The sequence below is a fragment of the Salinisphaera sp. SWV1 genome (assembly GCF_052044155.1).
Classification (GTDB): domain Bacteria; phylum Pseudomonadota; class Gammaproteobacteria; order Nevskiales; family Salinisphaeraceae; genus Salinisphaera.
In genome coordinates this window covers 110,979-129,572 of record NZ_JBQDYE010000002.1, presented here as the reverse complement: position 1 = coordinate 129,572, position 18,594 = coordinate 110,979, and the positions used below count along the sequence as shown (strand labels likewise).

Annotated in this window: 15 protein-coding genes; 7 read left to right on the top strand and 8 right to left on the bottom strand. The window is 63.6% G+C overall.

Annotated features, from left to right (window positions below):
• Nucleotides 1-792 precede the first annotated feature (792 nt).
• Nucleotides 793-1,095 carry a putative quinol monooxygenase gene (locus ACS8YF_RS01745; protein ID WP_440848498.1) on the bottom strand — a complete coding sequence of 101 codons (303 nt, stop codon included), beginning with the start codon at nt 1,093-1,095 and terminating at the stop codon, nt 793-795.
• A gap of 148 nt (nt 1,096-1,243) precedes the next feature.
• Here ACS8YF_RS01745 and ACS8YF_RS01740 point away from each other — a divergent pair, with 148 nt between their 5' ends.
• Nucleotides 1,244-2,428, top strand: a complete 1,185-nt coding sequence (locus ACS8YF_RS01740) for an iron-containing alcohol dehydrogenase (RefSeq protein WP_440848497.1) — start codon at nt 1,244-1,246, stop codon at nt 2,426-2,428.
• Between the two features lie 185 nt (nt 2,429-2,613).
• Here the strand turns inward: ACS8YF_RS01740 and ACS8YF_RS01735 are convergent, their stop codons facing one another.
• Nucleotides 2,614-3,651, bottom strand: coding sequence for a glycosyltransferase family 2 protein (locus ACS8YF_RS01735; RefSeq protein ID WP_440848496.1), 1,038 nt, complete (start codon nt 3,649-3,651; stop codon nt 2,614-2,616).
• 124 nt (nt 3,652-3,775) lie between these two features.
• Between ACS8YF_RS01735 and ACS8YF_RS01730 the strand changes: the two genes are divergently transcribed.
• Nucleotides 3,776-4,639, top strand: a complete 864-nt coding sequence (locus tag ACS8YF_RS01730) for a ThuA domain-containing protein (RefSeq protein ID WP_440848495.1) — start codon at nt 3,776-3,778, stop codon at nt 4,637-4,639.
• 15 nt (nt 4,640-4,654) lie between these two features.
• Here the strand turns inward: ACS8YF_RS01730 and ACS8YF_RS01725 are convergent, their stop codons facing one another.
• From ACS8YF_RS01725 to pnuC, 5 genes are all read right to left on the bottom strand, one after another.
• Nucleotides 4,655-5,566 carry a Kdo hydroxylase family protein gene (locus tag ACS8YF_RS01725; RefSeq protein ID WP_440848494.1) on the bottom strand — a complete coding sequence of 304 codons (912 nt, stop codon included), beginning with the start codon at nt 5,564-5,566 and terminating at the stop codon, nt 4,655-4,657.
• A 52-nt stretch (nt 5,567-5,618) separates the two neighbouring features.
• Nucleotides 5,619-6,914 (bottom strand): sugar-transfer associated ATP-grasp domain-containing protein, encoded by a 1,296-nt coding sequence (locus tag ACS8YF_RS01720; RefSeq protein ID WP_440848493.1) that lies wholly within the window; start codon nt 6,912-6,914, stop codon nt 5,619-5,621.
• Nucleotides 6,915-7,122: 208 nt separating this feature from the next.
• Entirely contained in the window at nt 7,123-7,506 is a 384-nt protein-coding gene (locus tag ACS8YF_RS01715; protein ID WP_440848492.1) for a DUF4168 domain-containing protein, read from the bottom strand.
• A gap of 114 nt (nt 7,507-7,620) precedes the next feature.
• Entirely contained in the window at nt 7,621-8,169 is a 549-nt protein-coding gene (locus ACS8YF_RS01710; protein WP_440848491.1) for an AAA family ATPase, read from the bottom strand.
• Nucleotides 8,166-8,774: a nicotinamide riboside transporter PnuC gene (gene pnuC, locus ACS8YF_RS01705; RefSeq protein WP_440848490.1), complete on the bottom strand. Its 609-nt coding sequence runs from the start codon at nt 8,772-8,774 to the stop codon at nt 8,166-8,168. Before pnuC ends, ACS8YF_RS01710 begins: the two co-directional genes overlap by 4 nt.
• A 269-nt stretch (nt 8,775-9,043) precedes the next feature.
• Here pnuC and ACS8YF_RS01700 point away from each other — a divergent pair, with 269 nt between their 5' ends.
• The 3 genes from ACS8YF_RS01700 to ACS8YF_RS01690 all read left to right on the top strand — a co-directional run bounded on the left by ACS8YF_RS01700 (nt 9,044) and on the right by ACS8YF_RS01690 (nt 11,764).
• Nucleotides 9,044-10,285: an NAD(P)/FAD-dependent oxidoreductase gene (locus tag ACS8YF_RS01700; protein ID WP_440848489.1), complete on the top strand. Its 1,242-nt coding sequence runs from the start codon at nt 9,044-9,046 to the stop codon at nt 10,283-10,285.
• 62 nt (nt 10,286-10,347) lie between these two features.
• Nucleotides 10,348-10,689 carry a hypothetical protein gene (locus ACS8YF_RS01695; protein WP_440848488.1) on the top strand — a complete coding sequence of 114 codons (342 nt, stop codon included), beginning with the start codon at nt 10,348-10,350 and terminating at the stop codon, nt 10,687-10,689.
• Nucleotides 10,690-10,873: 184 nt separating this feature from the next.
• Nucleotides 10,874-11,764 carry a cation diffusion facilitator family transporter gene (locus ACS8YF_RS01690; protein WP_440848487.1) on the top strand — a complete coding sequence of 297 codons (891 nt, stop codon included), beginning with the start codon at nt 10,874-10,876 and terminating at the stop codon, nt 11,762-11,764.
• Between the two features lie 176 nt (nt 11,765-11,940).
• On the opposite strand, the gene ACS8YF_RS01685 is transcribed toward ACS8YF_RS01690, so the two are convergent.
• Nucleotides 11,941-12,888: an AraC family transcriptional regulator gene (locus ACS8YF_RS01685; RefSeq protein WP_440848486.1), complete on the bottom strand. Its 948-nt coding sequence runs from the start codon at nt 12,886-12,888 to the stop codon at nt 11,941-11,943.
• Between the two features lie 180 nt (nt 12,889-13,068).
• Between ACS8YF_RS01685 and ACS8YF_RS01680 the strand changes: the two genes are divergently transcribed.
• Entirely contained in the window at nt 13,069-13,902 is an 834-nt protein-coding gene (locus ACS8YF_RS01680) for an oxidoreductase (protein WP_440848485.1), read from the top strand.
• Nucleotides 13,903-14,889: 987 nt separating this feature from the next.
• Complete coding sequence (gene putA, locus ACS8YF_RS01675) at nt 14,890-18,519, top strand: bifunctional proline dehydrogenase/L-glutamate gamma-semialdehyde dehydrogenase PutA (protein ID WP_440848484.1); 3,630 nt, start codon at nt 14,890-14,892, stop codon at nt 18,517-18,519.
• Nucleotides 18,520-18,594 lie beyond the last annotated feature (75 nt).

Genomic DNA, 18,594 nt, shown 5'->3' with positions numbered 1-18,594 from the left:
GCCGGCAACGCAGGCATTGGCATGCACTTGCAAAAGTCCGGTGTTGCGGCAAACCCCGGCATGGGGCGGTTCCGAGCCCGATGCCGCGCGCACGAAATGCGAGTTGGATTGGCAAAGCTATTGGGGCGGGAAAAATTTCCGATGACCGGGAATATCGGGGAAAGCCTGCCATGACAACGCGCGCCGGTCCGCTTATGCAGTCCCGCGTCGTTTCTGATTCGATTGGCTAATTGCGAAAGGTAGGAATCTGGCTAATAATAATCCGTAGACGAACTGACCCAGGTCGGTTTCGTCTATTGTCCTGGCACTGTATTTGCTTGTAGCCAGGCTGCAACGTGTGCTGACGGCGTGCGGCGTTCGGTCGATCGGCTGAACGGCCGTCAGTAAGCGGTTTGTGACGTGCTGGCGGCTTCCTGTCCCGGAAGCCGCCTTTTTTATGCCGAGCGTATCGTGCGAAGTCGCCCGACTGTTCCAGCTCTTATTGCTCGGTTGTTGATAGCGCCAGGCAGCTGAACGGGGCCTTGCGGACGTCGGGTCCTTGTCGTGCCCGGTAATGGGGCGGCCCGGCGCATCGGGATTATTTGTTGTTCCGCGGGGTTGTTTTGCGGGCCAGTGGCTTCGGCAACGCTTGGCGGTATCGCGCGATGTCGTAGCGAGCGTTGGTGTGGCCTGGCCGTATCGCTGCGGGCTGCGCGACTACAGGGCCGGTAGAGCGCGTGGCGCACGATGTCGCTATCGAACACAGCGCGCCCCACAGCAGCGCAATGACTTGGCGGGACAGGCCCGGCGCACTCAACCCTTAACGAAAAAACGCACCACCGGGTCGGTGGCCAAAAGCGGGGCGGTGCTGTCCTTGAATGGCTGATAGTGCGGCATGCGCCTGTGTGCATCAAACGCCGCCCGGTCGGTATAGGCTTCGTGCAATACCACCACATTCCCGCCGTCCTCGGGGACGAGTACGTCGAACTGATGACAACCCGGCTCGTTGGTCAGGGATTGCCGGGCGTCTTCGTGGGCATGGTCGAGGAAGGCCTCACGCTGTTCGGGTTTGACGGTGAATTCGGCGATGACGACGAAACCGAACGGGTCACTCATGACTGTATCCTTGTGGTTTGGCGCGAGGCGCCGGATGTAACGAATGGGCCGGGCCGGGTCTTGTCGTCTTGACCCATCGGCGGGCGGCGCCTACAACAGACGACACCGGCCCGGCCGCCCGCTGGCCGCCATAATGGAGGAGCTCGACATGTCCCACAACATTCTCATGCCGCGGATCATGGAGGTCGGCGGCGGTGCACTCGACCGGCTGCCGGACGTGCTCGCCGCGCTCGATGTGGCGCGGCCGCTGATCGTCACCGATCGCATGATGATGGAGCTGGGGTACGTCGACCGCGTACGCGAACTGCTGGCCGCCGCCGCGATACCGACGCAGGTGTTCGCCGATACGGTGCCCGAGCCCACCGAACGCTCGATCATGGCCGGCGTCGAGGCCATGACAGGTGGCCTGGACGATGGCCGGACCTTCGACAGTGTCATCGCCATCGGCGGCGGCAGCCCGATCGATTCGGCCAAGGCGATCGGCGTGCTGGCGCACTTCGGCGGCGAAATACGCGACTATCAGTTTCCCAGGCAGGCTGAGCGCGCCGGCCTGCCGTTGATCGCCGTGCCCACCACCGCGGGTACCGGTTCGGAATGCACGCGCTTCACCATCATCACCGACGACACGGTGGACGAGAAAATGCTCTGTGTGGGGGTCGGCTTCATGCCGACCGCGGCCATCGTGGACTACGAGCTCAGTCTGTCCGTGCCACCGCGGGTCACGGCCGACACCGGCATCGATGCGCTCACGCACGCCATCGAAGCCTATGTCAGCCGCAAGGCGAACGGGTTCTCGGATCATCAGGCGTTGGCCGCGATGCGTTTGATTGCGCCCAATCTGCGCACGGTCTACCACCAACCGGACAACCGCGCTGCCCGCGAAGCCATGATGCTGGGGGCCAGCCTGGCCGGTCTCGCGTTTTCCAGTGCATCTGTGGCACTCGTTCATGGCATGAGTCGCCCGATCGGCGCGTTCTTTCATGTGCCCCACGGCATGTCCAATGCCATGCTGCTGCCCGCCGTGACCCGTTTTTCACTCGACAACGCTCCGGCGCGCTATGCCCGCTGCGCGCGCAGCATGGGCATCGCCAGCGAATCCAACACGGATACGGCGGCGGTGCACTTGCTGATCAAGGAATTGGGCGCGCTCAATCGTGAACTCGAAGTGCCCACGCCGGGCGAATTCGGAATCGATCCGGACCGCTGGCGCAGCGCGCTCCCCACCATGGCGGAACAGGCGCTGGCCTCCGGTTCTCCCGGCAATAACCCGCGCGTGCCGGAGGTCGGCGAGATCATCGAGCTCTACCAACAGGTCTGGCAATCCGTGTCATAGCGCGCCGCGAAAAGGCGCTGGCCTCGGAGTGGTGCCGGCACTGGCTTCGTGTCAGCTCGACACTGCATCCCGCGCCAGGAACTGTTGTGCCGGGATACGCAAGACGGGCCCCGCCGCACGTCCGGTTGCCGGGGCTCGGTCGGGCAACCATCGCGCGCTTGCGCGACGAGTCCCGGGCGCGTGGCTCAGACGGTGCTTGGCCGCCGGGCCAGCGCGGACCAAAGTGAAGAACGGTGCGAAAGCACATGCCAGCCGCCGGCCAGTAGCGGGCGAGACAGTGGCGCGCGTGCCAACCGCCATAAGCCGGCACGGCGATTGGCGGCATGCCAGCACGCGCCGGCCCAGAACACGGCGAGCACACCCGAAAATTCGGGCTCGGGGTACAGGCGCTTTTGCCGGTTCGCATCTTTAAGCCCCTGCAGCCATCGCTCGGCCCAATCGATGTAGTTCGAGTCGGCGCGTTCGCCGCCCTTGTCGAAGCGGCGCAGGCGATAATGTCGATCGAGGTCGGCGGGAGAGAAGTCGATGCCCAATGCCTCGAGCTGTGTGGCAAAAACCTGGCAACGATAATGGCGATCCCGGGCGACATGCTTCGCTGTGGTTTGTCCCGGATGCCGACGGCGATCGACCAGAAGCCGGGGCAAGCCAGCCAGCGGGTGATCCGCTGCAATGCGTGCCCAAAGATCAAAATCTTCCCCCACAGTGAGCGTTTCGCGATGCGGGTAAGCGCGCAGAATCTCGGTGCGTGCCATCGCGGCGGAATTCTCGATGCCCGATCGGAAAAGCCGCTCGGCGGCGATCTGGCGCGATCCTGTCGGCTTCCGCTTGACCCGCTTCAGCCGGCGCCCATCGGCATCGATCCAGCCGATCCAGGCGCCCACCGCCGCGTGCTGCGGATGGTCGTCCAGGAATCGTGCCTGACGTGCCAGGCGTTCCGGCCTGGCCAGATCATCGCTGTCGAGAAACGCAATGTAATGCCCCGATGCCTCGGCGATGCCACGGTTACGCGCGACCGCGATACCCTGGTTCTCCTGTGCCGTGATGATTCGGATCCGGGGATCGTCAATCGCTGCCACGCGCGCCACGCTGTCGTCCGTTGAGCCATCGTCGACGACCAGGATTTCGAATGCGGGCGCATCGCGCTGGTCGAGAACGCTTTGAATCGCGTCGACGATATAGCGGGCCCGGTTATACACCGGGATGATGACGGATATTGCGGTCATCGGCTCTTCTGGGTTGGTGGTCAAAAAAACGCGCCTGTCACGCGGGGCGCCGACAATGGGCGACTATACGCGCCCCGCGACCCATGCGGCATCGACACAGTGCCGCCCACACGAGGACAGAAACTTGACGGATCATGGCAACGGTGAAACGCGCATTGTACTGGTTGCGGGCGCGGTGCGCTCGGCGGGCGTGGCGGGCCATCATGACTACACCGGGGGCTGCCATCTGCTCGCCACGCTGTTGCATCGAGTGCCCGGTGTGTCGTGCGTCGTCGCCGAGCAGGGCTGGCCGGATGATGAACGGGAATTGACCGACGCCAACGCCGTCGCCTTCTACGACAACGGCGGGGGCAAGCAGGGTTTTCTCGCCGATGAGACCCGGCGCGCGCGCCTGTTGGCGCTTGCATCGCGCGGCTGCGGCCTGGTGCTGCTTCATCAGGCTGCCGGTTTTCCGCGGGAACACGTGAGCCTGGGGCAGCAGTTGTTCGGCGGCGTTTACGTGGCCGGCGAATCGGGGCGGGGGCACTGGAAAAGTCGCCACCGGGATTTTCCGCGACATCCGATCACACAAGACCTGCGGCCCTGGACGATGCGTGACGGGTGGCTCAACGACATCCGGTTCGCCACTGACACCGAGGATGCGGTCACGCCGTTGCTCTGGTCGGACAAGCGGCATGCCGGCGACGCGTCCGGCGGACCGGCGGCCGTGGTCAGCTGGGCCTTTGCGCCGTCCGCACGGGGCCGCGCATTCGTGTTCACGGGTGGCGACAACCATCGTATCTGGCAGGAGGATTCAGTACGGCGGCTGATTGCGGGCGGTCTGCTCTGGAGTGCCGGCGCGACCGTGCCACGCTCGCATGAATGGAGCGCCATGAGCTCAGCCGATGTCTTGGCCCATCAAACCCCTCGAACCTCGCCGATCCCGCGCGCGCTCAAGTCCTTCGGGCGGCGCCTGCGCCGCACCCTCAGCGGGCGGCGCAAGTGGTAGGCGGCGCAGTCGGGCTCAGACAGAGGAGCGCAACGACCGGCCGGTGAGTCGCTCAAGAATATGCAGCGATGACCGGTCGGGGTCGGCCATGATCTCATCGGGCACGAAGAACGTTTGATCCAGCGAATGCTGGCCGGATACAGCGCCGTGCAGTACGAGGTCGGTCAACGCAATCCAGGCGGTGCCCGCCGGAAAATCCACGACTTTCTGTGGCGCTTGCGCCTGGTATTCCGCATCGCGCTTGACCTGCGACCGAATATCCTCCATCAACAGATCGTACGGTGTGCGATGGCCTTTCGTGATGCCGAAGCGCGCCAGTAGCTTTTCCAGTGCGCCGTCCTGTTTCGGCCGTGCGCTGGTCACGTAGCGCCGGGCAAAGGGCTCGAAGGTTTCACCCACCCGCCAGGTACGAACACGCGCTTCCGGGTTGATGTTGCAGAACACCCGCAGCATGCTCTGGCCGCCGGTCGGCCGGCCGTAGCTCGCATCCACATGCAGGCCCTGCGTCGCCGCGCGTTCGCAAGGACGATACGTGGTGCGATCGCGCACGATGCCCGCCTGATATGCCGGAAACAGGCGATGGATCAGGTCCGTGGACCACCGGGCGTAACGATCGAGCAGGGCGGTCAGCTGGGGCCGCTGGCGCGAACGGATGCGCGAGCGTTCCAATCGCCCGGTTTCGGGGTTGTAGATGATCGTGGGCCGCCCGTTCTGGCTGCGCTTGTCCGCCTTGGTCGGCAGCGTGACGCTGGCGTCCGACACGAAGCGAAATTCCGCGTCACTGAGCGTGAACGCCGGCTGGGGAAGGTAGATGATGCCGCCATTCTCGAGGGTGTCGATCGCCTCGGCGCGGATATCCTCCCGCTCCAGCGTGGTGATGTCGGCTAGTTCCAGTATGTTCGCAATCTCGCCGGTATAGGTCGTCATTGGGGCAGTATCCTGTCGGGGCGCGGTGTGATGAGCAGCAGGTCGAGGCGGATCAAGTCGCGAACGCATTCGTCAGATGTTGCGCGAGCAGATCGCCGAGCCGGGAATTCCCGGCCGGTGTTCGACTGGTGCGCTGGACGATGTCGAGGTCGGGCGACTTGTTGCCCTCGATCAGGCACGGTCCATTCTCCAGTATTGCAATATCCCAGCCAATGGCCACCTGGTCGCCGAATGCGCAGTGCGCGCGTGTGGCCAGGTCGCGCACCGCTTCCCAGTGCGGTAGCCGTCGACCGAGGATGGGCGCGCCGGTGGTCGGGTGCGTGGACCACCACCGGCTGTCCGCGCTCAGTCCCAGATCCGTGGCCATGCCCAACGTGCCGGTGGCGAGATCGACGCTGGCGGCGACCCCGCCCGCATGGAAATTATCCACGACCACATCGCGACTGCTGGCCATGCGGAAAACGGCATGCGTCGCCTCGGGTGTGCCGGTTGCGTCGAGACACGTCACCACGCGCACCGTCGACAGGGCGCCGGGGGTCAGGTCGCTGAGTGTGGGTTCCGCGGTTACGTAGCGGCGCACGAGATAGCGCTCGTCCCGGGACAATTCACAAAGGTGGGCCTGAAGCACCTCCTTGGTGACGACCTGACCATCGCTGGCCCGGTAACGATTGTCACCGATGAAGATCCAGCGCGATGCCCCGCGGCCGCCCGCACCCCTGATGGGTTTGAAGAACAGATCGGCGTCGGGCAGCGTATCGATACCCTCGATCACGCCGTCGCGCGCTGTGGCCAGGGTATCGACGACCGGCAGGCCATGCTCGCGACAGCGAATACCGAACAATGCCTTGTCGCGCAAGCCCTCGGTGCTCTCGTGGCAACCGCGCTGGCGCCGCAGCATGTCGTAGATACCGCTTTTTGTTTCGCTTCGATACAGATACTCGGCGGCACGCTGATAATGGGTCGGCCGATAAAGTTCGAAGATGTAATACCAGGGCGGCGGTACCGCCAGGCGCACGCCCAGCGAGACTTGCTCAGCCCACTGCCGCGGTCGGCTCTTGCCGGTATCGATGCGAACGCGGGCGCCGCAACGCGAGGTGTAGACGGTAGCGGCCACCATAAGTGTCGGCAGCATGAATACGGCGCCGGCCACGAGCACCGCGCCGCCCGCGATGCCGTCTTCGCGCCAGCATTGTTGGGAAAACATACGATGAATCGTGGTGGCGGGCGTGCCGTCATCGGCCAGCATCGACCAAATCAACGGGGCGCCGCTCAACGCCTTGACCAGCGTATTCGGCTTCATGGCCTTGGCCAAACGCAGCCAACGGCTCTGATAATCGGTCGATCGCATCGCCTGGCCCTTTATATCTCGCAGTCGGAATCCAGCGCAGCGTGAAAGCCGTGTCGTTCGACACGCGAACCCGTGCGCCGCCAAATCGGCAGCCGCCGATTTTGCGATACGCCGCGTTTACAAATCGTTCGCCACGCCGCGTGCGGCCAGCCGCTGCCGGCCCCGAAGGGCGTATTCGATGGATTCAATCCGGGGCCGCGACGGCCTGTCACTGCGGTGTCATGAACGACTGAATCCGCTGGGTCAGTTTGGGATCCTTCTGGGCCTGCTCGGCAATCGCGTTGTACTGCTTGGGAGTCAGCCCACTATCCGTTACCGCCTTGACCATGGCCTTGTTTTCTTGCTTGCGGGCCGCTTTCCTGTCCTTGGCCGAAGCGATCTTGCCATCCCACTTCTTGAGTACGGCCTGGACATTGGACTGAGCCTTGACGAACTGTTTGAGCTGCTTTTCGCTGAACCGATCGGCGGGCTGTGTCTTCGCGCTATCGCCAGCGCTCGCCTCGACGCCGCCCGCGGCGATGGCCGACATCGAGAACACGCCGGCAGCGGCCAGCGTGAGCACGAGAATCGCACGGATCGTGATGGTTTGCATGATGGCTCCTTTGACGGGGGGTCATCGAACGAGGCATTCAATGGTGGCATGGATGGTTGCGCCGCCCCTCGTATAAGGCATTGCCGGGCGGCTCGCAAGGCCCGGGCCGTGGGCCTAACGCCCGGCCGGGGATAGGCCGACCGTCTGTTCGATGGCGGCGACAGCCCGGGCAATACGTTCATCGAGCGGGCCCTGGATGTCGACGAACGGAAGATTGCGCGCGATGAGCGCGTTGCGCCATAGCTGCCGGCAACGCGCGCGCGCCACGGCGCCGGGAAAACAGCGCTGGCCATCGTCGACAAATTCAATATCGGTGTCGCAGAGTAGATAGAGTGCGTACCCACGCGCACGCCGATTGGCCTCGCGACGTACCCAGGGCGGACAGGCGCCGGGAAACAGCAGATCGGCCCAGAGTGTATTGGTGATCAGCTCGGTGTCGCAGATGACGAGGGCGTCCGCGCGCGCCGCCGCGGCGTCTTCGTTGTCGAGCTGGCCGCGGGCGATCGTATCCAGGTCGGTGCCGCGGATTGCGCCGGCGCGCTCGCGCCAGAACCATCGAACGTATTCGGGTGCCCAGGGTACATCGAATAGCTCGGCCAACCGACGGGCGAGGGTGGTCTTGCCGGTCGATTCCGTACCGAAGACGGCCACCCGGGCGGTCATGCCGGTGTCTCGTGACGATAACTCGCCCACCAGGCGCGCAAGCCCACGAACGACAGCACCAGATACAGACCGTAGAGGATCACGAACCAGTAAAGCCCGATCGCGATGTACACCCCCAGACCGGCCACGTTAACCGCGACCCAGCCGACCCAGGCCTCGATTTTCTTGCGTGCCTCGAGCCACTGCGACAGCACGCCGAACGCGGCGATGAACGCGTCGCGCCAGGGCATCGGGTCGCCGACGCGGGCCAGCAGTGCCCCCCAGCTGCCGGTCGCGGCCAGGCCCAGAGCGACCAGAGCGGCAAGTTGCGGCCAGCTCAGACGCGAAACGGCCAGGCGTTCGCGTGCCACGCCGGGATGGGTCCAGCACCACCAGCCATAGGCCAGGGCGATGAAATACACCGCCTGAAGCGACATATCGGCATACAGACGCTGGCCGGCGAACACGATCGCGGTGAGCACCACCTGAACGAGACCGATCGGGAAATTCGCGAGACTCTGACGCGTGGCCAGCCAGACGGCGAGCAGTCCGAGCAGGGTCGCCGCCTGTTCGATCCACGAGGCATCGACAAAACCGTGCCAGATTACATCGAGGAAGGCGCTCACGAGACGGCGCCCGGGGTGGGATGTGGGTTTCGCATGGCCATTCCTACGCCGGTATTAACCGGATCAGGTACAAGAGCCTGCATCAGTGATCGTGTGCCACGACACGTTGCAGGACTCCAGGGTCGTCCGCCTGATGCGGACCTCTCAGCCGTTTCGGCTCCCCTTGGACAGGCCCATGCTAGCCTTCGTCGCCAGGCGATACAACCGCCGCGCTTGACCGGCGCCGCACGCGGTTTAGCATTGTTGCATCGCTCGTCCCAGCCACCGCCATGTCGCGACATACCCTGATCCTCGGAGCCGGCATGGTCGGCGTCAGCATTGCGTGGCATCTGCGGGCCCGGGGTCGCCAGGTAACGCTCGTCGATAGGCGCGAGCCCGGGCGCGAGACATCCTATGGCAACGCCGGGTTGATTCAGCGCGAAGCGGTCAAGCCCCATCCATTCCCGCGCGATCTGTCGGACATCTGGCGTGTACTGCCCAATCGGAGCATCGATATTCGCTACCGTACCGGCGCAATGTTCGCCGAGGCGAATCCGCTATGGCAGTACTGGCGCTACTCGGCGCCGAAGACATTCGCCCGGATCGTGCCGGAATATGCGTCGTTGATCGTGCACTGCACGGCCGAACACGAGCGCATGTTCACGGCGGCGGGGGCCGAGAACCTGATTCGGCGTGACGGGTGGCTGCAGGTCTTTCGCTCGCGTTCCGTGTTCGACGACGAACTGGCCCAGGCGGCCGACTTTCGCGACCGATTCGGCGTGACTTTCGAACGGATCGACGCAAAACAGCTGCACGCCATGGAGCCCAGCCTGAGTGCGCATGCGATCGGCGCCATTCACTGGACCAACGCCTGGTCCGTCATTGATCCGGGCGCGCTGGTCAAAGCCTATGCCGACGATTTTGTCGGCCGTGGCGGTCGCATCGAGAAAGCCGAGGCCCGCGATCTGGAAACCAACGGTGACGGTTGGCGGTTGCGTACCGATCGTGGCGAGCTCAACGGCGATGCGTTAGTGCTGGCGACCGGACCGTGGTCGCCGGACTGGCTGGCACGTCTGGGTTATCGCGTGCCGATGTTTGTGATGCGTGGCTACCACATGCACTATGAGGCGGCCGCGGGCACCACGCTCAACTACGGTGTGATGGATTTCGAGAAGGGCTATCTGCTCACACCGAAACGTGCCGGCCTGAGGCTGACGACCGGCGCCGAACTCAACACCCTAGACGCGCCGCCACGCTTCGGCCAGCTTGCCGCAGCCGAAGCCGCCGCGCGTGAAATGTTCGAGCTCGGTGCGCGCAAGGAAGCCGAGCCGTGGAAGGGGGCGCGGCCCTGCATGGCGGACATGAAGCCGATTATCGGCCCCGCGCACCGCCACAAGAACCTGTGGTTCGCCTTCGGTCACGGCCATCAGGGCTTCACGCTCGGGCCGACCACCGGCCGCCTGCTGGGTGAACTCATGGATGGTGAATCGCCACGGGTCGACATGACGCCATTCCGCAGCGATCGCTTTTGATCGCCGCGCTGCGACTGCCGTAACGCGGATCGCGCCGAATACAGCCGTTGATCATCACAGCAATGGATGCCCGCCCCTATATGACGACCGACGACCATCCACTGCCGTCTTCGCACATCGACATCGGCGGCGTCGCGCTGCCGCGCCGCGAGCTTGCCGCCGTGCTGCCGGACATCGAGCGTTTCGAGGCTCATCTCACCGATGCGTTGGCCGTCGACTCGCATATGAGCAATGGCGATGGCAGCGTGCCATCGTACGTCCGCAAATGGCCCGAAGCGCGTCTTGCGAATGTCATTGCCACGCTCAGCGAATTGGGCAGCCTGCGCGAACAGTTGAGTCAGCAGAAAATCGGGCCGGCCAGCAGCCCCGATGCGGCCGCCAACCGCGACGATAAACCGCATTGAATGCGTGGCCGGATAAGATCGCATGGCGTCGCCTGATCACCGTACGTCCGTACCACATGGCGAGAACTTAGAAAGATGAAAGTTTAATGGCAGCGGTATAGAAAAAGACCCCACAGGTCCAAATTGCAATTCGCCGGCATTCGGCCCTATCATCCGCAGCCGTTCCCAGCGCGAAACCGGCCTCGTGATCACAACCGTCCGCTATGCCCTCGGCAGCGTCATCGTCGGTATTGCTGTCTTTGCTTTTAAATATCTGGCGTACGCCGTTACGGGCAGCGCGGCGCTGTATTCGGATGCGCTCGAGAGCATCATCAATATCGTCGCTGCCGGAGCGGCCGTCGTGGCCCTGCGCGTCAGCGCCATGCCCGCGGACGAAAACCATCCCTACGGCCACCACAAGGCCGAATATTTCTCGGCCGTACTCGAAGGCGTGTTGATCGTGATCGCCGCACTGGCGATCTTCCGCGAGGCAGGGCAGACCTTCTTCAATCTTCATGCCTTGAACGCGCCTTTGCACGGATTGTTGCTCAACGCGGTGGCAACGGTGCTGAACGCGGTGTGGGCGGCCGTTCTGATGCGCAATGGGCGCCGCTTGAAATCGCCGGCGCTTGCGGCTGATGGTCGCCACCTCTATGCCGATGTGGTGACATCGATCGGCGTGTTCGCGGGCGTGGTACTCGTCGGGCTGACCGGCTGGCTCTGGCTCGACCCGGCGATCGCCATACTGGTCGCGATCAATATCCTATGGTCCGGATGGCAACTGGTACGCGAGTCCGTCGGCGGCTTGATGGACGAGGCCGTATCCGAGACCGAACTGGAACGGATCCGCACCGCGATTTTCCATCACTCGCAGGGCGCCTATCAAGCGCACGACCTGCGCACGCGCCATGCCGGTCGGCGGACCTTCATCGATTTTCATCTGGTGGTACCGGGCGACATGTCGGTCGAAGACGCGCACGTGATCTGCGACCGGCTCGAGGCGGCGATCGCGGACGAAGTAGCCGACAGTACGGTCACCATCCACGTCGAACCCGAAGACAAGGCCAAGGTCTCGAACGTCTATCTGTCTCAGTAGATTGGCGCTTTTGCGGCAACGACCGATGTGGCAGTTTGGATTGGCAAACCGGGTTGCACACAATGAGGTGAATCCATAATTTAACATAATATACATTATGCACAGCGTATGATCGTGGCAGAGGCATTTGATTGCGCCAACTGAACTCTTGGAAGCGAGGCACGGCGCACGGTCGCCTAATGCGATGCCACGTAGATCGATGGCGATTCCCTCGGCGGCAGTTCGAACGATGCGCGCATCCAGACCAGTTCAGCCTTCGGGGTGCGATTGAACAAACGCTTGAATTCCCGGCTGAATTGAGACGGGCTCTCGTATCCGACGGCGGCCGCCGCGGTGGCCGCCGTCATATCGTCGCGGAACATCAACAGCCGCGCCTGGTGTAGCCGGACTGTCTTCACGTACTGCATGGGCGAGGTTTCAGTCGCCGATCTGAACTGCGCATGAAACGTGGGAACGCTCATGTGCGCCTCGCGGGCCAGCTGGTCCACGGTGATCCGGGCTGCGTAGCCGGTATGAATACGCTGGATGGCGCGGCGGATGCGGCCGAACGGCGAATCCGCCCCGAGCGCGGCGCGCATCGTTCCGCCCTGATCGCCTTGAAGCACCCGAAAATAGATCTCGCGAACCATCGACCGCCCGAGCACTCGCGCGTCCTCCGGCGAGGCCATGATTTCGAGAAAACGCGCCAGCGTATCGAACATCGCCGGCTCCATGGGCGATGCAAACATCCCGCGCGGCCTTGGCGCCCGTATTCCCTGAGCCTCGATTTCCAGCAGCAGTTCGGCGGCCAGCGAGATATCCAGATGTAGATAGATCGCCAGCAACGGCGCCTCGGCGCTGGCGTCGGTTTCCATCGTGAACGGCACGGGAATCGACACGGCAAGGTAGTGCTGTGCGTCGTAGACGTATGTCCGGTCGCCCCAGTACCCGCGTTTTCGGCCTTGGAAGATGATGACGATGCCCGGGTCATAGAGAACGGGGACCTGGCGCAGAGCGCGATTCGAGCGCAGGAATCGAACATCCGGCAGCGCGGTCAGGTTGTAGCCTTCCAGCGGCGACATACGATCGAGCAGCTCGATGATCCGTTGCTGCCGATCACGGTTTGCGGCGTGTCCATCGTTCATCAAACGCGCTCGGTCAAAAGACGGTATGCCGACAGTCTGAACGATCTCTGACCCAAAAAACGGCCCCGCCATAGGATTGGGCAAGCAAACCATACGATCCCGCGTTCGAACCACCGAGCGCGCGCTCTAGCATGTGGCGTCTGTATTCCGCATCAGCCCACACCATTGGAGCGCACCATCATGAGTCATACCAAGACTATCCTGATCACCGGCGTCAGCAGCGGCTTCGGTCGCGCGCTGGCCGACGAAGCCCTGGCAGCCGGGCACCGCGTCATCGGTACCGTGCGGCGCCAGGACGACGCCCAAGCATTCGAGGCCCACGAATCGGGCCGCGCCCACGCACGCCGACTCGATCTGACCGACACCCCGGCGATACACGCCGTCGTTGAAGAAGTGAGCCGCGAGCTCGGGCCGATCGACGTGCTGGTCAACAACGCCGGCTACGGCCATGAAGGCATTCTCGAGGAATCCCCGACCGACGAGATGCGCCGACAGTTCGAGGTGAATGTCTTTGCCGCGGTGGAGATGATCCAGGCCGTGCTGCCGTCGTTTCGCGCCCGGCGCCGCGGCCACATCCTCAATATCACCTCGATGGGCGGCTATATCACCATGCCGGGCATCGCCTACTACTGCGGCAGCAAGTTCGCGCTTGAAGGCATTTCCGACACGCTGAGCCAGGAGCTGGCGCCGTTCAACATCCATGTTACCGCCGTCGCGCCCGGCTCGTTCCGAACCGACTGGGCCGGCCGGTCGATGCGCCGCTCGCCGCGAAGCATCGTCGATTACGACACCCTATTCGACCCGGTCCGACAGGCGCGTAAAGACAAGAGCGGCCACCAGCTCGGCGACCCAGCCAAAGCCGCGCAGGCCATGCTCCGCGTCATCGATACCGACGCCCCGCCGGCGCATCTGCTGCTCGGCAGCGATGCCCTGAAACTCGTGCGTGACCGCCTCGCCGACACGGCGCAGGCGATCGATGCGTGGGAGGCGGTGACGATCTCGACGGACGGCTGAGCGTTGGCGCGGCTCGGGTGCCGCCGTATGCGGCGGCACCCTATAGTGCGGCATCGGAGGGGCATCGCTGCTCGCGACGGCCAAACGCGGCAGCCCAAGGCGCGACCACAATGGTTGCGCCGATCGAATTCTGTCATCGCACGACTCGATGCGTTCGCGCCAACGCGCTGCCGCTTTATGTCCGACGGTCGCTTGGCTTCGTCAGCGCCGCGCGGGACTACCGCGCTGATAGGCGGAACAAGACCTTGCTCCGTGATGCATCATCGACGCGATATGGCCGGTCATCGGTCAGAGGCGCACCGGCTCTGGGCATGACGTGAGGCCCGGATCCCCGGGTTGACGCGCCGGTTACGCTCGGCGCATCGGCACCCTGTTCGGATCGATCGCGCGATCGCAGCGGCGTTAAATGAGTTCTGCCCACGCCTGCGCCGCCGATTGGCCGCTCGCCGCGGGCGACCGAGCCGGCGACATCGCTTGCCGACTGAAGACTTACGCGATAATCGGCGCGGTAACGGCGCCCGTCGCATGCGCATTCGGCTCGGTGGCGGCGTCGCCAGGAGATTCGGGACCTGGCGCGAGTGTGCGACCCAACCCCCGCCCCTTCCTGTTTTGCCCGTGCGTATTCGCAGGTATTACGAATAACCCACGTGGCGCTCTGTTACCGTCAGCCGTCGATACGCGGCACGGGCCTTGCTTTAACCATTGCCGATGGCACTTCGTGTCGAACCCGAGCGAGGCTGCCAAGCTCAGGCGTTACCGCTAACCACCACGGTGGCGGTACGCGATGTTATCCCTGAGCGTAAAATAAGCTTGCTGCGATCCGATTCGTCGATGGCCCCTCGTGGCCTCATGAGGCTATTGGCGTATTCATGAATGCTTGGGTCGTGCTAAAGATAAAAAGGCACGCTTGCCGGGTTCGTCACGGGTAATAGCCTTTGTCGATCCCGCCGGTACGCTGGCGCGACGCCTAACCACGAGGGTAAAACCATGAGAGCGCAACAGTCAGAGACACCCGAGCTCGTCGATAGCCGGCAGGCGATACGCGACTATTACCTCGCGGACGAACACACGGTGATTCACGAAATGATTGCGGCGGCTCAGTTGACGCCGGCCGAGCGTGAGGCCATTTCGGCCCGTGCGGCGGATCTGGTGCGCGGTGTCCGCAAGAACGCGCAGCCCACCATCATGGAGAAGTTCCTGGCGGAGTATGGGCTGACCACCAAGGAAGGCGTCGCGTTGATGTGTCTCGCCGAGGCGCTGCTGCGGGTGCCGGACAACACCACCATCAACGACCTGATCGAGGACAAGATCAGCTCCGGCGCCTGGGGCACGCACCGCGGCAAGGCGTCGTCTTCGCTGATCAATACCGCGACCGTTGCGTTGCTGATGACCAGCAATCTGCTCAAGGACGCCGAACACAACAGCGTGGGAGATACGCTTCGCAGGCTGGTCAAGCGCTTCGGCGAGCCGGTGATCCGCACCGTCGCGGGCCAGGCGATGAAGGAGATGGGGCGCCAGTTCGTCCTGGGCCGGAACATCGACGAGGCACAGCGCGAAGCGAAGGAGTACATGGCCAAGGGCTACACCTACTCCTACGACATGCTGGGCGAAGCGGCGCGCACCGACGACGACGCCAAACACTATTTCGAGTCCTATTCCAACGCGATCGACAGCATTGCAAAAGCCTGTAAAGGCGATGTGCGCAAGAATCCGGGCATTTCGGTCAAGCTGTCCGCCCTGCTCGCCCGCTACGAATACGGCAACAAACAACGGGTGATGAACGAGCTTCTGCCGCGCGCCCGCGAGCTGGTGAAAAAAGCGGCGGCGGTCAATATGGGATTCAACATCGACGCCGAGGAACAAGACCGGCTCGACCTGTCTCTCGATGTGATCGAAGCCATCGTGTCGGATCCTGAACTGAACGGTTGGGACGGTTTCGGCGTCGTGGTTCAGGCCTATGGCAAGCGCTCCGCCTTCGTCCTCGACTGGCTTTATGCCCTGGCGCAAAAATACGATCGGCGCTTCATGGTGCGTCTGGTCAAGGGGGCTTACTGGGATGCGGAAATCAAGCGCGCCCAGACCATGGGGCTGAACGGTTTTCCGGTATTCACCCGCAAGGCCTGCAGTGATGTGTCGTTCCTGTCGTGCGCGACCAAGCTGCTGAACATGACCGACCGCATCTATCCCCAGTTCGCCACCCACAATGCCCATTCGGTGTCCTCGATTCTCGAGTTGGCCAAGCGCAAGGGCGTGGATAACTACGAGTTCCAACGCCTGCATGGCATGGGCGAATCCCTGCACGACGAGGTGCTGAAAGTCAGTGGCGTACCTTGTCGGATTTATGCGCCGGTCGGCCCGCACAAGCATTTGCTGGCATACCTGGTGCGTCGCCTGCTGGAAAACGGGGCCAACAGCTCATTCGTCAACCAGATTGTCGATAAAAGCATTACCCCGGAAGAGATCGCCAAGGATCCGGTCGATGCCGTCAAGGCGATGGGAAACAACATTTCCAGCAAGGCGATTGTTCACCCGTTCAAGCTGTTCGGGGCCCAGCGCCGCAATTCCAAGGGTTGGGATATCACCGACCCGGTCACGGTAAAGGACATCGATGCCGGGCGCGATGCCTATCGCGACCACCGCTGGCACGGCGGCCCGGTCATTGCCGGCGAGGTATCGGGAACCGAGGTCCAGACCGTGCGCAACCCGGCGAATCCGGAAGACACGGTGGGCCATGTCACGCAGGCCTCCGAAGACGACGTAAACACCGCGATTGCCGCGGCCCAGCAAGGTTTCAAAGCCTGGTCTGCACGCCCAGCCGAGGAGCGGGCGCAGTGCCTGCGCAAAGTCGCGGACCTGTACGAGGCCAACGCCCACGAGCTTTTCGCGCTGGCGACCCGGGAGGCCGGCAAATCCCTGTTGGACGGCATTGCCGAGATCCGCGAGGCAGTGGATTTCGCCCTGTACTATGCCAATGAAGGTGTGCGGTACCGGGACAGTGGTCACGCGCGCGGCGTCATGGTGTGTATCTCCCCATGGAACTTCCCGCTGGCCATCTTCACCGGCCAGATCATGGCGAATCTGGTGGCCGGTAATGCGGTTCTGGCCAAGCCGGCCGAACAGACCTCGCTACTGGCCGCGCGCGCCGTGGCGTTGATGCACGAGGCCGGCATTCCCGAAGACGTGATTCAGCTGCTGCCGGGCAGCGGTGCCACCGTGGGTGGGGCGCTGACATCCGACGCTCGCGTCTCCGGAGTCTGCTTTACGGGGTCGACGGCAACGGCGCAGCGAATCAACAAGGTGATGGCCGAAAACCTGGCGCCGGATGCCCCGCTGGTGGCGGAAACCGGCGGGCTGAACGCCATGATTGTCGATTCGACCGCCCTCCCCGAACAGGTCGTCCGCGATGTGCTGGCCTCCTCCTTCCAGAGCGCCGGGCAGCGTTGTTCCGCGCTTCGTATGCTGTATGTGCAGAAAGACATTGCGGATAATCTGCTGGAAATGCTCTACGGCGCGATGGATGAGCTGGGTATCGGCGATCCCTGGCTGCTGTCGACCGATGTCGGCCCGGTGATCGACGAGGCCGCGCGCAAGAAAATCGCCGATCACTGCGCCAACTTCGAGGCCAAGGGCCAGTTGCTGAAGAAAGTACCGGCCCCCGGAAACGGGACGTTTGTGTCGCCGGCCGTAATCAAGGTCAGCGGCATCGAGGAACTCGAAGAGGAAGTGTTCGGGCCGGTACTGCATGTGGCCACGTTTGCCGCCAAGGATATCGATAAGGTCGTGGATGCGGTCAATGCGAAGGGCTATGGCCTGACGTTCGGCATCCATACGCGCGTGGACCGCCGTGTCGATCGCATTTCAAGCCGCATCAAGGTCGGCAATGTCTACGTCAATCGCAATCAGATCGGGGCGATCGTCGGCTCCCAGCCGTTCGGCGGCGAAGGCCTGTCGGGCACCGGGCCGAAAGCGGGTGGGCCACAATACGTCCGCCGCTTCATGCAGGGCGAGACGACCGAGGTGGCGGCCGATGCCGGCGGTAAAAAGATCGAGGCGAAGGAACTGCAAGGCCTGATCGACAAGCTCGATTCGCTTACGGCGCCAAAGCCGGAGGCGCGTATCGAGGCATTGACGCCGATCTTTGGCGATGTGCCGGCGCCGCTGGATGCCCAGGATGAACAGATGCCCGGTCCGACCGGTGAACTCAATCGTCTGTCGCATCACGCCCGCGGCGTTGTGTTGTGTCTCGGTCCGGATCGGGACACCGCACTCGAACAGGCGGCCACGGCATTGTCACAGGGCAACAAGGTAGCCGTGATCGCCCCGGGCTTGGACGAACAGGTTGCCAGGGCGGCGAAAGCCGGTCTGCCGATCGTCGGCATGGCCGGACAGCTGGCGCCCGAGGCGCTGGTCGATGCGCGCGGTTTTCAGGCGGTCGTGAGCTGCGCCCAGAGCCCGCTGCTGCGCGAATACCGCGTTGCGCTCGCCAGGCGCGATGGTGCATTGCTGCCGTTGATCACGGAACATACCCTGGACCAGCGGTTCGTCATCGAGCGTCATTTATGTGTGGACACGACGGCCGCCGGCGGTAATGCCAGCCTGATTGCCGCGTCCGAATAAGGATCGGGGGGTGTCAGCCGAGACGGATACCGGCCACGCCGTCCGGCGCGCGCGGTTCGGGATCGATCGCCCGGT